Here is a 15,036-nt window from a genome sequence, read left to right as displayed (position 1 = left end):
TGTCTTCCGAGTCCCCATAAGATGAAATCTATCTTTAAAATTGATATGATAGTGCTATTGTATGTTGTTTATTTTATCGTAAGGAGCGTTTTGAGTGAGGAATCCCCGTGTGTTGACTGAAGGTGCGCTGATGCTCGCCATCTTTACTGTGTTAATGTTATTGAGTTTATATGTTCCGCTTATTGGGACGCTGGCATTTTTTGTGCTGCCCCTCCCCCTTATACTATTCAGTTCCAAGTACTCGCTATGGAATTCGATGGTTGTATTGATCGGATCACTTGGTCTTTCTTTCTTATTTGGCGGACTGCTTGCACTGCCGGTTGCCTTTATGGTGGCTACGACCGGTGTCGTCATTGGCTGGTGTGTGAAAGCAAAAGTAGATAAGATGAGACTGTTTATGGCAGCGAGTCTGACACTTGTCCTGAATATTGTGATTGGATTCGTCGTTTCGATTCTATTCTTAGGTGTGAATATTATTGAAGACAGCCTGAAAGAATCGAAGGCTGCTTATTATTCTTTATTTGAAACTCTTGGCCAGGAACCGGACAAAAAGCTGGTCGATAGCCTGGAGAGCTCGATTGATCTCGTTCAAACCTTAATGCCGACATTGTTTGTCGGGATCTCGGTTGTCTTGGCTTTGTTATTTATCGTAATCAATTTCCCGATCATGAAGCGTCTGGGAAGAGATGTGCCGGTATTCAAACCATTCAGGGAATGGAAGCTTCCTAAGAGCATTCTTTGGTATTATTTGATTACTCTTGTACTTTCCATGATCCTTCAACCGGAGAAAGGGACATACGCTTATACAGCATTGATCAATGTCCTGTATGTGCTTCAGTCGTTAATGGCCGTTCAAGGGCTGTCTTTCATCTATTTCTTTGCTCATGTGAAAGGATGGTCCAAAGGAATTTTGGTATTAATTACAATCATTTCGATTCCTCTCCTTTATCTCGTGCGAATTTTAGGTATAATTGACTTAGGATTTGATCTAAGACAACGCCTACAACGTAAGTCATAGAAATTTAAGTTCCAGGAGCTGAAATCATGCCATCTTATTTTAATAAGCGAATGATCCGCTACCCGTTGTACGGACTTGCTATATTGACAGCTCTATTGTTAGTATCGGTTGCCTTTTACCAATGGATCATTTCGTTAATAGGGTTGATTGTCTTTGGAATCGTGTATTTTCTCGCATTTTATTTCGAGAGAAGGTCTCATGACGAAACAGAGGAATATATCTCCACTCTATCCTATCGTGTAAAGCGTGTAGGGGAAGAAGCACTCATGGAGATGCCCATTGGGATCATGCTGATCAATGATGAATATTACATAGAATGGACAAATCCTTTTCTGGCCTCATGTTTCAATGAAGACACGGTGGTTGGAAGATCCCTATACGATGTGGCAGAATCTCTTGTACCATTAATCAAGCAGGAAGTCGATTCGGAAATCGTGACGATTAATGAGAGAAAGTATCACGTCGTATTGAAGCTCAAAGAAAAACTACTCTACTTCTTTGATGTTACAGAACAGAAAGAAATAGAAAAGCAATATCATGATGAACGAACGAATATTGGAATCATCTTTCTAGATAACTATGATGAACTGACACAAGGCATGGATGACCAGACGAGAAGCAGCTTGAACAGCCTCGTGACATCCATCTTGAATAAGTGGGCCAAAGAATACGGCGTGTTCTTGAAGAGGGTATCTTCGGAGCGTTTCATCGCCGTCATAAATGAGAAGATCCTTCAAGTGCTGGAGAAGGAAAAATTCGGAATCCTCGATGATGTAAGAGATACGACTTCGAAGCAGAATGTTCCCCTCACATTAAGTATAGGTGTCGGGACAGGGGTTTCTTCCCTTCCTGAGCTCGGGACACTTGCTCAGTCAAGTCTTGACCTTGCATTGGGCCGTGGTGGAGACCAGGTGGCGATCAAGCAGACCAACGGAAAGGTCAAATTCTATGGCGGGAAAACCAATCCGATGGAAAAACGCACCCGGGTCCGGGCCCGAGTCATTTCCCATGCATTGAAGGAGATCATGATCGAAAGCGACAAGGTCATCATCATGGGGCACAAGCATCCCGATATGGACGCCATCGGAGCGGCGATCGGAATCAGGAAAGTGGCCCAGATGAATCAGCGTGAAGGCTATGTCGTCCTGAACTTTAATGAGATCGACAACGGTGTAAAACGGTTGATGAAGGAAATCAAAGCAAACTCAGATCTTCATCCGCGTTTCATCACCCCTGAGGAAGCACTTGAAATGGCGACGGACGATACGTTGCTCGTTGTGGTGGATACCCATAAGCCTTCTCTCGTCATTGAAGAAAAGCTGTTAAATAAAGTGGATAAAGTCGTCGTCATCGATCATCATCGCCGTGGTGAAGATTTCATTAAGAACCCGCTGCTTGTCTACATGGAACCATACGCTTCCTCTACGGCGGAGCTTGTGACAGAGTTACTCGAGTATCAGCCGAAGCACGAGAAAATCACGATGCTCGAAGCTACGTCGCTCTTGGCAGGAATCATCGTCGATACAAAGAGCTTTACGCTCAGGACGGGATCGAGAACATTCGATGCAGCCTCTTATCTGCGGGCTCAGGGAGCGGACACCGTGCTCGTTCAGAAGTTCCTCAAAGAGGATGTCGATACGTACATCAAACGTTCACGGTTAATCGAATCGGTCAAATTCTTCCGTGAAGGGGTCGCCATCGCGAAAGCAGAGGATGATGTCATATATGATCCTGTTCTTATCGCCCAGGCAGCAGACACCTTATTGACCATGGATGAAGTCATCGCGTCATTCGTCATCTCGAAGCGGGATCCTGACACAATCGGTATCAGTGCCCGTTCACTGGGTGATGTTAACGTACAGATCATCATGGAGAACCTGAACGGCGGAGGTCACTTGACCAATGCCGCCACCCAAATCAAGCAGGTATCGGTCCTTGAAGCGGAAGAGCAGCTGAAAGAAGTATTAAATGATTATTTTGAAGGGAGAAAAGAGATATGAAAGTCATTTTCTTAAAAGATGTTAAAGGTAAAGGAAAAAAAGGTGAAGTGAAAAACGTAGCGGACGGCTATGCACATAACTTTTTATTGAAAAAAGGTTTAGCTGTTGAAGCAACAAACGCGAACATGGGTCAACTTGAGGGTCAAAAGAAGAAAGAAAAGCAAGTCGCTCAAGAAGAACTGGAAGAGGCGAAAAAATTAAAAGCGACATTAGAGGACATTACGGTCGAGATGAAAGCGAAGTCTGGAGAAGGCGGCCGTTTATTCGGATCCATCACAAGCAAGCAAATCGCTGATGAGTTGAAAAAAGCGCATGACATCAAGATCGATAAACGTAAGATTGAAATGAACGACGCCATCCGCGCCCTTGGCTACACGAATGTGCCAGTGAAACTGCATACGGATGTGTCGGCAACATTAAAGGTGCACGTAACGGAAGAATAGTCTTCCATTAGAATATACGAAATTTGGTAACTTCATTTTGAGCAAAACATGTTAAAATGAATATAGTTTGATATAAAATGTGATCTGGATTTTATCCTGATCACATTTTTTCGGTAGAATACCATTCTGTTTTTATATAGATCATGAAAGTCGTAAGGGAGGCTTGAGCATAAATGAATGAAATGTTTCAGGACCGGGTTCCACCTCAGAATATCGAGGCTGAACAAGCGGTATTAGGGGCCATTTTTCTTGAGCCCAGTGCATTGACGACCACCTCGGAAATATTGATTCCAGAGGATTTTTATCGCCATTCTCATCAGCGGATATACAATGTCATGCTGAATCTGGGTGACGGAGGAAAAGCCGTCGACCTGATTACGGTGACAGAGGAACTTGCTGCTGCGAAAGAACTGGAAGATGTAGGCGGAGTCGCTTATTTGAGTGAACTTGCCGCTTCGGTTCCAACGGCCGCTAATATTGAATACTACGCAAAGATTGTGGAAGAGAAATCATTGCTGCGCCGATTGATCCGTACGGCCACCGATATCGCTTCTGATGGATATGCCCGGGAAGATGAAGTGGACAGCCTTCTGAGCGAAGCGGAAAAAAACATCATGGAAGTGGCCCAGCGTAAAAATGCAGGGGCATTCCACAATATTAAAGATGTACTCGTGCGAACGTATGATAATATCGAAACCTTGACCAATCGAAAAGGCGACGTAACGGGTATTTCAACAGGATTCGCCGATCTTGATCATATGACGGCAGGATTCCAGCGAAATGATTTGATCATTGTAGGAGCACGTCCTTCCATGGGTAAGACAGCCTTTGCCTTGAACATCGCTCAAAACGTAGCTGTAAAGGCCAAGGAAAATGTCGCCATCTTTTCACTCGAGATGGGTGCGGAACAGCTCGTCATGCGTATGCTGTGTGCAGAAGGCAACATCAACGCGCAGAATCTCCGTACCGGTGATCTGACAGACGAAGATTGGAGAAAGCTGACCATGGCCATGGGAAGCCTCTCAAATGCAGGAATTTATATTGATGATACGCCGGGTATCAAAGTCGGGGAAATTCGTTCCAAATGCCGCCGCCTTGCCCAGGAACACGGACTAGGGATGATCTTGATCGACTACTTGCAGCTGATCCAGGGTAGCGGCCGTTCTGGCGAAAACCGTCAGCAGGAGGTTTCGGAAATCTCCCGTTCACTGAAAGGATTGGCCCGTGAACTGCAAGTGCCCGTCATCGCCTTATCCCAGCTCTCCCGTGGAGTGGAGCAACGTCAGGATAAGCGTCCGATGATGTCCGATATCCGTGAATCAGGAAGTATCGAGCAGGATGCGGATATCGTAGCCTTCCTTTACCGTGAAGATTACTATGATAAAGAAGCTGAAAACAAGAACATCATTGAAATCATTATCGCCAAGCAGCGTAACGGCCCGGTCGGGAACGTTTCCTTGGCGTTCGTGAAAGAATACAACAAATTCGTGAATCTGGAACGGCGGTTTGACGACGCTCCGGCTTAATAGAAAAAATCCAGGCATAGCCTGGATTTTTTTGTTTATAGGATAGTAGCATGCTGATGAGCATGAAGCCTCGTAAAGATTCCATCTTCTCTAGAGAGGAGCTCTTCATGAGTACCATCTTCAGCAATCCCATCCTCGGTCACGACGAGAATCCGGTCAGCCTTCCGAATGGTTGCAAGACGGTGGGCGATGACAAGGGTGGTCCGGTCTTTTGCCAATTCATTGAGGGCCTCCTGGATGATGGCTTCCGTTTCTGTATCCAGTGCGGAAGTGGCCTCATCAAGTATCAGGATTCTCGGATTCTTAAGGAACATCCGGGCAATGGACAAGCGCTGCTTTTGTCCTCCTGACAGCTTCAGTCCCCTCTCCCCGATCTGGGTATCGTATCCATCGGGAAGGGAGGCAATAAGATCCGTCAGGTGAGCACGTCTCGTCGCTTCCTCGATTTCTTCCTGCGTGGCATCGAGTTTTCCATAGGCGATATTTTCCCTGAGCGTTCCTGTGAATAAGAAAACATCCTGCTGGACGATTCCGATCTGGGAACGAAGGGATTCCTTCGTCATCTCACGGATATCGATGCCATCAATCGTGATAGCTCCTCTTTCTATATCATAAAAGCGGGGAATCAATGAGCAAATTGTCGTCTTTCCTGCACCGGAGGGTCCTACAAATGCGACCGTCTGCCCTGATTGGATGGTAAAGGATAAATCGTTCAGTATTGGCCGGTCAGGCTCATAGCCAAACGTCACGTCGTCAAAGGCGATATCTCCTCTTAACGTGGCAACTTCAATGGCATGTGGACGATTTTCAATATCGGGCTCCATATCCATGAGCTCGGTGAAACGCTTAAATCCTGCCATTCCTTTCGGATACAGCTCAAGTAGGGCGGAAATCTTGTCGATCGGTTTAAACAGGACATTGATATAAAGGATGAAGGCAACAAGTTCTCCGTAAGACAGGACACCGGAGAAGCTTAACCAGGCTCCATATACAAGGATGATCAACGTCATTAAACGTGTCGTAATATAAATCCCTGATAAATTGACGCTCATCACGTTATAAGCTTTCAATTTGGACTTGCGGAAAAATTGATTATTCTCGTTGAATCGTTCCATCTCATAGGATTCATTCGTGAACGATTGAACCACCCTGGCCCCGGACACGCTGTCCTCGACGCGGCTGTTGACGTCCGCTATATTCCCATACATCTTCGTCCAGGCAGCGTTCATTTTGATATTAGAATATGAAATCAGCCACACCAGGAATGGAACAATGATAATCGCCACCAGGGCAAGCTCCATATTGATCGTCAGCATGATCCAAAACGCCCCGATAAAGGTCATGACCGCGATGAACAAGTCTTCAGGACCATGGTGGGCAAGCTCCCCGATATCCATCAGGTCATTTGTCACCCGGCTCATGATATGCCCTGTTTTCGTATTATCAAAAAAGCGGAACGATTGTCTCTGTACATGATGGAACAATTCCCGCCTCATATCCGTCTCAATATTGATCCCGAGTTTATGTCCCCAGTAGTTTACCACGAACTGCATGGAGGAACTTAAGAGATACAGAACCAGAAGACCTGCCGAAACAGCCAGAATAGTACTCCAGTTTCCATCAGGCAAAAGGGAATCAATGAACCAGGATACCGCCATGGGAAACCCCAGTTCTAAAAGCCCAACCAGCACCGCACAGGCAAAATCAATATAAAAAAGCCGTCGATGTGGACGGTAATAACTGAAAAATCGTTTGATCATATCATCGTCACCTCAGTATTAAATTGTATGTAAATTCAAAATGCTTATTTTAGATTAGCAAAAGATTTTATATTGCGCCATAAAATCTGACTGAACATGCCTTAATACCATTTAAAAAAGGAAAGTGGCTGGTTGATCTCCGCTACAGGTACTCGCTTTCCGCGGGGCTGGCGGTGAGCCTCCTCGGGCTTCGCCCTGTGGGGTCTCACCTGTCCAGCGTTTCCCGCAGGAGTCGAGCACCTTCCGCTACAATCAACTTTCATGGCATGCGTTTCTTAAACGGGACAAATCCATTCGCTGGATTGTGTTGAGTTACATTACTTAAATTTGCCGAACGTTCGCGGAAAGGGAGTGATTCCCCTGACAATCAAGAATATGCATATTGAACAGAGCCAGTAGGATCAAATTGCTCAAACAAAGGTTTTTTAGGTCAAAAGCCCGAAATTATACGAACATAAATATAATCAACTAAATAAACGTTCGTGTTTTCATTGACTTTCACATTGGGTGTTGATAAAATGAGTTTGTTTGATAAAAGAGGGAATACTAATTCCCGTCGGAGGTGCTTAATATGTCTTCAGTAGTAGTAGTAGGAACGCAATGGGGAGACGAAGGAAAAGGAAAGATCACTGACTTCCTTTCTGAACATGCAGAAGTTATCGCGCGTTACCAAGGTGGGAACAACGCGGGTCATACGATTAAGTTTGACGGTGAAACATATAAATTACACTTAATTCCATCAGGTATATTCTATAACGAAAAAACATCCGTCATCGGTAATGGGATGGTTGTCGATCCGAAAGCTCTTGTGAAAGAGTTGAAGTATCTTCACGATCGCGATGTGAAAACAGACAATCTTAGAATCAGCAACCGTGCACACGTGATTCTTCCATACCACTTGAAACTGGATGAAATCGACGAAGAACGTAAAGGTGCCAACAAAATCGGTACAACGAAAAAAGGAATCGGTCCTGCTTATATGGATAAAGCAGCACGTGTCGGAATCCGTATCGCAGATCTTCTGGATCGTCAATCGTTCGAAGAAAAGCTTGCACGCAACCTGGAAGAGAAAAACCGCCTTTTCGAAAAGTTCTATGAAACAGAAGGCTTCAACATTGAAGACATCCTGGATGAGTACTATGAGTACGGTCAGCAGATCAAGCACTATGTTGTCGATACATCCGTTGTATTAAACGATGCCATCGATAACGGCCGTCGCGTTTTATTCGAAGGGGCTCAAGGGGTTATGCTTGATATCGATCAAGGTACATACCCGTTTGTTACATCTTCAAACCCGGTAGCTGGTGGAGTGACCATCGGCTCTGGAGTTGGCCCAACAAAAATCAATCACGTAGTTGGTGTTTCAAAAGCATATACAACCCGTGTTGGGGACGGACCTTTCCCTACAGAATTAAACAACGAAATCGGAGATCAAATCCGTGAAGTCGGCCGTGAATACGGTACAACGACTGGACGTCCCCGCCGTGTCGGCTGGTTCGACAGTGTAGTTGTACGCCACGCACGCCGTGTCAGCGGGCTAACGGATCTTTCACTAAATTCAATCGACGTCCTGACGGGTATCGAAACATTGAAGATCTGTGTCGCTTACAAATACAAAGGTGAAGTCATGGAAGAATTCCCGGCTAACCTGAACATCTTAGCTGAATGTGAGCCAGTGTATGAAGAGCTTCCAGGCTGGACGGAAGACATCACTGGATGCAAGACGCTGACGGATCTTCCTGAAAACGCACGTCACTACTTAGAGCGCGTTTCTCAATTAACAGGAATTCCTCTTTCCATCTTCTCAGTCGGTCCTGACCGCTCTCAAACGAATGTCGTTCGAAGCGTATGGAGCCCGAATTAATAATTTGAAAAAACTCTCAGCCTTGTTAGAAGGCTGAGAGTTTTTTTATTGTGTCAATTGTTCGTACACACGATCATGACAGACAACATACAACGTATCTTCCGGATGGAGTTCCTGATTCATGGCATCGCTGAAATCCATATTGTCATTTACAGCAAGAAGAATGGCTCCTTTCTCAAGTAGCTCCTCAGATGCCTGCTTGACGGTCTTCCATGTTTCCTTCACGCTGAATTCGTGAATATTGTTACCGTATCGTTTACTCAAGAGCTGTCTGAACAGGGCAGTCGTCCCGGGATGCAGGGTAGCTTTCGCCATCAGAAGTGAAACTGAATCATTGGAAAGAATGAAATCCTCTACGGCGATATGCTGGAATTTCGGAATATGCCGATCCTCCGATACTTCTACGATTGTATGGACCTCCCGCTCATGGGTTTTGGATAAGCCTTCGACAGCTGAAGCAATTAATAAAGTCTTCCCATCTATAAGGGAAGGGTCTTCGATTTTAGAATCGGAGAAGATGGCGACCCGCTTCGCTTCAAAGATATTGGCCTTCAATAATACATTTTCATCTGATGGATCCCCCTGGATGAAATGGACCTGCTCATGCTCAATCGGAGTGATGGGAAGCATGTCGATAAGGACAATTTCAGCATCGGGCACATGGACAAGAATCTCTTCAATGGCCCTTTCCGTCTTCTTGGACCAATTGATGTAAATATAATGATCTTCATATGTATACACTAATTTTCCCTCCCTTTTGAATTTCTGAAACGTGGTGATTGAATCGACGGTTTTACTGATCAATACCCCGATGATCCCGATCCCGAAGATAAAGAGGAAAATTCCAAGCATCCGCCCTCCAACCGAAACGGGAAAATAATCTCCATACCCGACTGTCGTCAAGGTCGTCATCGTCCACCAGAACCCGTCGAAAAGTGATGGAAAGGTTTCAGGTTCCAAAAAATGACTGCCAACGGTTCCAATCAGGACGATAATCAGTGATAATAGAAAAATGAACCCGAAGTCCATCTTCGTGATTTGCTTCCAAATCCTTTGGAAAATAATCATACATACCCTCCTTTTTTAAAAAATCATAGTTCAATCATACCAATGAACTTCTGGAAAATGAAACCTTTTCATTACTGGTTCGTATAGTTTAAAGAAATCATTGTAGGAGGCTGCCACGAAATGAAAGAACCGATATTAGAATATCGATTGAGAAAAGGAAACGACACCTTCGAGCCCATTTATCACTACCCCGATATAGAGCTTGAACAGATTCTCGCAAGAAGGGAATGTGAGTTCTTTGTGAAGGAAGGGGTCACCTATCGACAGCTTTCTTCTTCCATAGAAGGCAACGTATTCGTCATTTATGTGGAAACCTATGAGGAAGAACCTCTGAATGACCCTTTATTTCCACCGGAACGATTGGTACTTGAAATTCGTGAGCTCAATCAACGGAAAAATAATCCCATCCTAAAAATAGAACATCATGATTTTCATCTTGATATTCTAAGCGTCATCGGTTCCGTTTATTATTATTTAGACGGAGTCGAATGGGAACGCGACTCTGCTGAGATAGATGAGGATCGCTATGTGTATCTACTATATGTAAAGGCAACGGGATATAAGCTGGAGGAGGAAAGAAAATGAACAAAACGAAAAAAATGATGGCGGGAGTGGCCGCCTCTGTCATGGCGATATCTGTCAGCGGCTGTGGGAACCAGGACCTCCCGCCGGAACCGACGGACGTAGACTGTGACGATTGGGATTGGGATGATGAGAGCGGGACTTATTACTGCGATGATGATCGATCCTCCCATTACGGCCACTATTTCTATGGAGGAAAGTATTATAAAAATAAATCCGGGCTGAAAAGCTCACCAAGCTATAAATCCTACTCAAAGAGCTATAAATCAGGTATAGGAAGCGGCTCTAAAGGTGGATTTGGAGGGTAAATATGCACCGTGATAAAAGAAGAGAATTCTATAAAGATATTCCTGATTTCTGGCATGATTTATATGACTTAGAATACGCTTTATTGGATATCCATCAGACATCGCATGATACCATTTTGGCCATACAAGAAGCATCAAAGCGTGTGTACGCCATTTTTGACAAAACGGCAGATCTCCTTCGGGAGCTGGATGATGAAACCCTTCTCGAACTGGGATATCCTGAAGAATCCCTCTCATATATAAAATGTAAGTCCATACCTCAAGAATGTATCATTGGGAGATTTGATTTCGTCGTATCAAATGGAGATATAAAACTATTAGAATTTAATAGTGATACGCCTACTTTCATTAAAGAGCTTTATCATGTAAATGAAAAGGTCTGTGAGTATTTCGATTGCACCAATCCGAATGCAGGTATGGGAGAACAGTTATCCAAAGAATTGAAACGCGGTCTCTTATCTTCCTGGCAGTCCCTTCAAAGGGAGGGCGACGCAAAGATCGTCTTTACGTCCCATGCCGATCATGAAGAAGATCACCTCACTACAAAGTATATCCAGAAGCTTGCCGACGTCCCTTCAGAATATGTCAGCCTCGATCAGCTGCAAATACGGGACGAGGGACTATTCACACCGGGTGGGGAGCGAATCGATGTCCTATACCGGCAAACCTATCCCATTGAGCATCTCGTTGACGATCAGGATCCACTGACAAAAGAAAAAGTCGGACAGGAACTGATGCAATTGGTTTTGGACAACAAGCTGGCTGTCTTGAACCCACCATCGGCCTTTTTGCTGCAGTCAAAAGGGGTGCAGGCACTCATCTGGGGACTTCATGAAGAAGGAAGCACCTTTTTCACGGAAGAAGAACATCAATGGATTGACCGCTACCTCCTTCCAACCTATCTGGACTCTGAAACGTTCGAGAAAAGCGGGATGACGTACGTACAAAAACCGGCATTCGGCCGTGAAGGAGATACAGTCAAGATCCTGGAAGCGTCAGGAAAGGTGTTACTTGAAGACAAAAATGAAACGTATAAACAGACGCTGCCTGTCTATCAACAATTCTGCCCCCTTCCTGTCGCGGTGATCACAACAGATGAAGGGGAAAAGGAAGCAAGCCTGATGGTGGGAAGCTTCATCATCAACGGCAATCCCGGCGCCATTGGGATTAGAGCCGGAAACGCCATCACTGATAACGAATCATACTTTCTGTCTGTAGGAATACAGGAGAAATAAAAAGGAGAGAAACACATGCAAATCATAACAAGTGAAGCCCTACTCAGCTTTCTGGCCCACGTCGGAACAGGCCTTGGACTAATGATCCTCGGTGTCACTGTCTTCGCCTTCACCACAAAATTCTCAGAAGCGAAGTTAATTAAAGAAGGAAACATTGCGGTAGCCTTGAAACTATGGGGAAAAGCCATCGGGCTCGCGATCGTCATCTACACCGTATGGGCGAACAGCCTTAATTTACTTGATGCGTTTATTTGGGGCTTGATCGGAATCGCGACCCAAGTCATTGCCTACTGGATCATCGAATTTGTTCTGACTCCACGCACAAGCCTTGCTAAGAAAGTGGAAGAAGGAAACATCGCCATAGGATTTAGCCTGTTCTCAGCGTCGATTGTCGTGGGATTGGTTGTGGCGGCTAGTTTGACTTATTGATATTGTTTAGGATGGAGATCTGCTGCTTTGGTGGCGGGTCTTTTTTGTGTGGTGGGCGTCCATTTTAGTGAAAATCATTTCCCCTATTAGCCATTATTGACCAAATTATTCCCCGAGAAATAATTTTCGACAAAAAACCAAAAAAACTGTTGCCCTCGACAATCATACTGTGATAATATTAATTTCGTTGTCACGAAAGAGGCTTTGATCAAGCCTTCGAGTCGTGTTTATATATACTTAGAGAGCCATTAGCTCAGTTGGTAGAGCATCTGACTTTTAATCAGAGGGTCGAAGGTTCGAGTCCTTCATGGCTCACCATTTTTCTTGTCATGGCCCATTGGTCAAGCGGTTAAGACACCGCCCTTTCACGGCGGTAACACGGGTTCGAATCCCGTATGGGTCATATTTTATTTCCTAATTGAAAGATTGCTGGCTTAGCAGATCATCTATGGGGAGTAAAATACATTTTCTTTGCATAAGCAAGGTAAGGATAGTTATTCTCGCTAACGCAAAGTAATGAAAGTTATTTTGACTATCGTCAAATTAATGAAACCTATTTTGCTAACGCATGTAAGGATAGTTATTTTCGCTAACGCGAAAAAACTTTGGTCCGGTAGTTCAGTTGGTTAGAATGCCTGCCTGTCACGCAGGAGGTCGCGGGTTCGAGTCCCGTCCGGACCGCCATTTTTCATTTTGATAATGGGCGAATACATATATACGGCTCAGTAGCTCAGTTGGTAGAGCAATGGACTGAAAATCCATGTGTCGGCGGTTCGATTCCGTCCTGAGCCATCTTACAAAAAGTACTGCGACGACTTTGACTCTCGTAGTACTTTTTTATTATGTTCTGTAACACTTATGTAACATTCACCCCCACTTTCCTCTAATTATTACCAGCACTATTTCAATGACAAATCCACCTTTTGACCCATTTGATTCCCACTATGACAAGGATCTTTCGCTATAAACGAAAAGGATATGAACTGACAAATTATACAGTTATATTACAATCATCATTCTGCGTCCCGGTTTTCGTCGAATTATGGTAAATTAGTAAAGTACGAATTTTATAGAATTTGACTAAATTAGGCATAATGAACTACCGTTAACCGGGATTTTTGCTTTAGTTTATAGGAGGCAAGTCAATGAGTTTTGGAAAGAAGTTATCACCCTTTTTAGAAAAACTTAATATTCGACATAGATCAAATCAATTTGTGAAACGAGTGGGAATAACGACACTCGCACTTTCCACCTTAACGTTTTCTTCAGCGACGGCGTCTAACGGGTCCGAAAACGACTTGCAAACCATCTATCATGTGTACATGGGTGATGAGTATGTAGGGGCTGTTACAAATGAGGAACAGGTGAAGGACGTTTTAGAAGAGAAGCTTGAGAAGGCACAGAAGGAGTACAGTGATTATCAGGTTGATTTTAATCAAGACATAACATACATACCTGAGAATGTATTCGAAACGGTTAAAACCAATAATCAGCAAGTCATCGAAAGTTTAAATTCATCTGTATCAATTGAAGCGAATGCGTTTGCTTTGGTTGTCAACGATAAACCAGTTGCTTATGTAAAGGACGAAAAGGCGGCTGAAGAAGCGCTAAAATCGTTTAAGCTTAATTATGTTTCTGAAGAAGAGCTTAATGAATATGAAGATCGCACAAAGGATTCTACATCTACTTCTTTACCCGCATTGAAAGAAAATGAAACCCGTTTGTTGGATGTTTCATTTAAAGAGAGTGTGGAAACGAAGAAGGCACAAGTGAAGCCGGAAGAGTTAAAGTCTCCGAAGGAAGCTGCTGAGCTTCTTAAAAAAGGAACAGCGGAAGAGAAGAAGTATAAAGTCCAGGAAGGCGATGCGTTGAGCACGATTGCTGCAGATCATTCTATAACGACAGGTAAATTGCTGGAGTTAAATGAAGATTTGAAAGAGGACGGTGCTTTGAAAGTAGGTACAGAGGTAAATGTAACTGTGTATGAGCCTCTTGTTCATGTTCTCGTTAAGAAGGAAGCCAATAAAATTGAAAAAATCGCCTACGAAAAAGAAGTCAAGGAAGACTCTTCAATGAATAAAGGCGATACGAAAGTGAAGCAGGAAGGTCAAGATGGAGAGAAATCCGTTACGTTTGAAACGACAGAGGTAAACGGTTCTCAAACCGATAAAAATGTTAAAGAAGAGAAAAAACTGAAAGATCCAGTGAAATACATCCTGATTAAAGGAACAAAAGCCACTCCGTCCAGGGGTTCTGGAAGTTTTGCATGGCCGACGAATGGCGGTTACATTTCTTCCAAGCAGGGACCTCGCTGGGGGAAAATGCATAAAGGGATCGACATCGCACGTCCAAGTGACCGCACCATTAAATCCGTTGATAACGGAAGAGTCGTTTCAGCCGGATGGGATGATGGTGGTTATGGAAATAAAGTCGTCATCGATCATGGGAATGGTTATAAGACCATCTATGCCCATCTGAATTCCATTTCTGTTTCTGCCGGTCAAACGGTCGAGAGAGGACAAAAACTTGGAATTATGGGAGAAACAGGTGAAGCAACGGGTGTTCACCTTCATATAGAGGTATACAAGAACGGATCGCTGATTAATCCATTGGATGTACTATAATGATATAGAGGATATCAAGCAAGGGACTGACACAATCATTTTATTTGTCAGTCCCCTTTGTTATATTTAGATTGTAGTCAACAAGCATGGGAATAAAGGGTATGATAGAGTTAAAGATGAATTAATATGGAGAAAGTGATAAATTTAAAGGAAGAATCCTATACTAATCACAACTTTAT

Annotated in this window: 12 protein-coding genes and 4 tRNA genes; 14 read left to right on the top strand and 2 right to left on the bottom strand. The window is 43.9% G+C overall.

Going from position 1 to position 15,036, the window contains the following annotated elements:
• Window positions 1-94: 94 nt before the first annotated feature.
• The 4 genes from KYJ26_RS01280 (at window position 95) to dnaB (ending at window position 4,987) form a co-directional block, all read left to right on the top strand.
• On the top strand, window positions 95-1,018 hold the full coding sequence (locus tag KYJ26_RS01280) for a YybS family protein (protein ID WP_219165561.1): 924 nt from the start codon (window positions 95-97) through the stop codon (window positions 1,016-1,018).
• Window positions 1,019-1,044: 26 nt separating this feature from the next.
• Window positions 1,045-3,018 carry a DHH family phosphoesterase gene (locus tag KYJ26_RS01275; RefSeq protein WP_219165560.1) on the top strand — a complete coding sequence of 658 codons (1,974 nt, stop codon included), beginning with the start codon at window positions 1,045-1,047 and terminating at the stop codon, window positions 3,016-3,018.
• Window positions 3,015-3,461 carry a 50S ribosomal protein L9 gene (gene rplI / locus KYJ26_RS01270; protein WP_219165559.1) on the top strand — a complete coding sequence of 149 codons (447 nt, stop codon included), beginning with the start codon at window positions 3,015-3,017 and terminating at the stop codon, window positions 3,459-3,461. The genes KYJ26_RS01275 and rplI overlap by 4 nt, the downstream gene beginning before the upstream one ends.
• A 173-nt stretch (window positions 3,462-3,634) precedes the next feature.
• A complete protein-coding gene (gene dnaB, locus KYJ26_RS01265; RefSeq protein WP_034764791.1) occupies window positions 3,635-4,987 on the top strand; it encodes a replicative DNA helicase in 1,353 nt (450 codons plus the stop codon).
• A 35-nt stretch (window positions 4,988-5,022) separates the two neighbouring features.
• Here dnaB and KYJ26_RS01260 read toward each other — a convergent pair whose 3' ends face one another.
• Window positions 5,023-6,747, bottom strand: a complete 1,725-nt coding sequence (locus KYJ26_RS01260; RefSeq protein WP_219165558.1) for an ABC transporter ATP-binding protein — start codon at window positions 6,745-6,747, stop codon at window positions 5,023-5,025.
• Window positions 6,748-7,318: 571 nt separating this feature from the next.
• On the opposite strand from KYJ26_RS01260, the gene KYJ26_RS01255 reads away from it, so the two are divergent.
• Window positions 7,319-8,611: an adenylosuccinate synthase gene (locus KYJ26_RS01255; protein WP_219165557.1), complete on the top strand. Its 1,293-nt coding sequence runs from the start codon at window positions 7,319-7,321 to the stop codon at window positions 8,609-8,611.
• A 45-nt stretch (window positions 8,612-8,656) separates the two neighbouring features.
• Here KYJ26_RS01255 and KYJ26_RS01250 read toward each other — a convergent pair whose 3' ends face one another.
• Window positions 8,657-9,679, bottom strand: coding sequence for an ion channel (locus KYJ26_RS01250; RefSeq protein ID WP_257474828.1), 1,023 nt, complete (start codon window positions 9,677-9,679; stop codon window positions 8,657-8,659).
• Window positions 9,680-9,799: 120 nt separating this feature from the next.
• Between KYJ26_RS01250 and KYJ26_RS01245 the strand changes: the two genes are divergently transcribed.
• The 9 genes from KYJ26_RS01245 to KYJ26_RS01205 all read left to right on the top strand — a co-directional run bounded on the left by KYJ26_RS01245 (window position 9,800) and on the right by KYJ26_RS01205 (window position 14,857).
• Window positions 9,800-10,264, top strand: a complete 465-nt coding sequence (locus tag KYJ26_RS01245) for a hypothetical protein (RefSeq protein ID WP_219165556.1) — start codon at window positions 9,800-9,802, stop codon at window positions 10,262-10,264.
• Window positions 10,261-10,569: a hypothetical protein gene (locus KYJ26_RS01240; RefSeq protein ID WP_219165555.1), complete on the top strand. Its 309-nt coding sequence runs from the start codon at window positions 10,261-10,263 to the stop codon at window positions 10,567-10,569. The genes KYJ26_RS01245 and KYJ26_RS01240 overlap by 4 nt, the downstream gene beginning before the upstream one ends.
• A 2-nt stretch (window positions 10,570-10,571) precedes the next feature.
• Window positions 10,572-11,804, top strand: coding sequence for a glutathionylspermidine synthase family protein (locus tag KYJ26_RS01235; protein WP_219165554.1), 1,233 nt, complete (start codon window positions 10,572-10,574; stop codon window positions 11,802-11,804).
• Window positions 11,805-11,819: 15 nt separating this feature from the next.
• The gene (locus KYJ26_RS01230; protein ID WP_219165553.1) at window positions 11,820-12,233 is read left to right on the top strand and encodes a DUF350 domain-containing protein; all 414 of its coding nucleotides are present in this window, start codon (window positions 11,820-11,822) and stop codon (window positions 12,231-12,233) included.
• A gap of 242 nt (window positions 12,234-12,475) precedes the next feature.
• Window positions 12,476-12,551, top strand: a tRNA-Lys gene (locus tag KYJ26_RS01225).
• Between the two features lie 13 nt (window positions 12,552-12,564).
• Window positions 12,565-12,636: transfer RNA gene (locus KYJ26_RS01220), tRNA-Glu, on the top strand.
• Window positions 12,637-12,840: 204 nt separating this feature from the next.
• Window positions 12,841-12,917: transfer RNA gene (locus KYJ26_RS01215), tRNA-Asp, on the top strand.
• Window positions 12,918-12,952: 35 nt separating this feature from the next.
• A tRNA-Phe gene (locus KYJ26_RS01210) sits at window positions 12,953-13,025 on the top strand.
• 353 nt (window positions 13,026-13,378) lie between these two features.
• Window positions 13,379-14,857 (top strand): peptidoglycan DD-metalloendopeptidase family protein, encoded by a 1,479-nt coding sequence (locus KYJ26_RS01205; protein ID WP_219165552.1) that lies wholly within the window; start codon window positions 13,379-13,381, stop codon window positions 14,855-14,857.
• The last annotated feature ends 179 nt before the right edge of the window (window positions 14,858-15,036 follow it).

Source organism: Rossellomorea orangium, from assembly GCF_019334305.1.
In the GTDB taxonomy this organism is placed as follows: Bacteria; Bacillota; Bacilli; order Bacillales; family Bacillaceae_B; genus Rossellomorea.
This window is presented reverse-complemented; position numbering and strand designations above follow the sequence as displayed.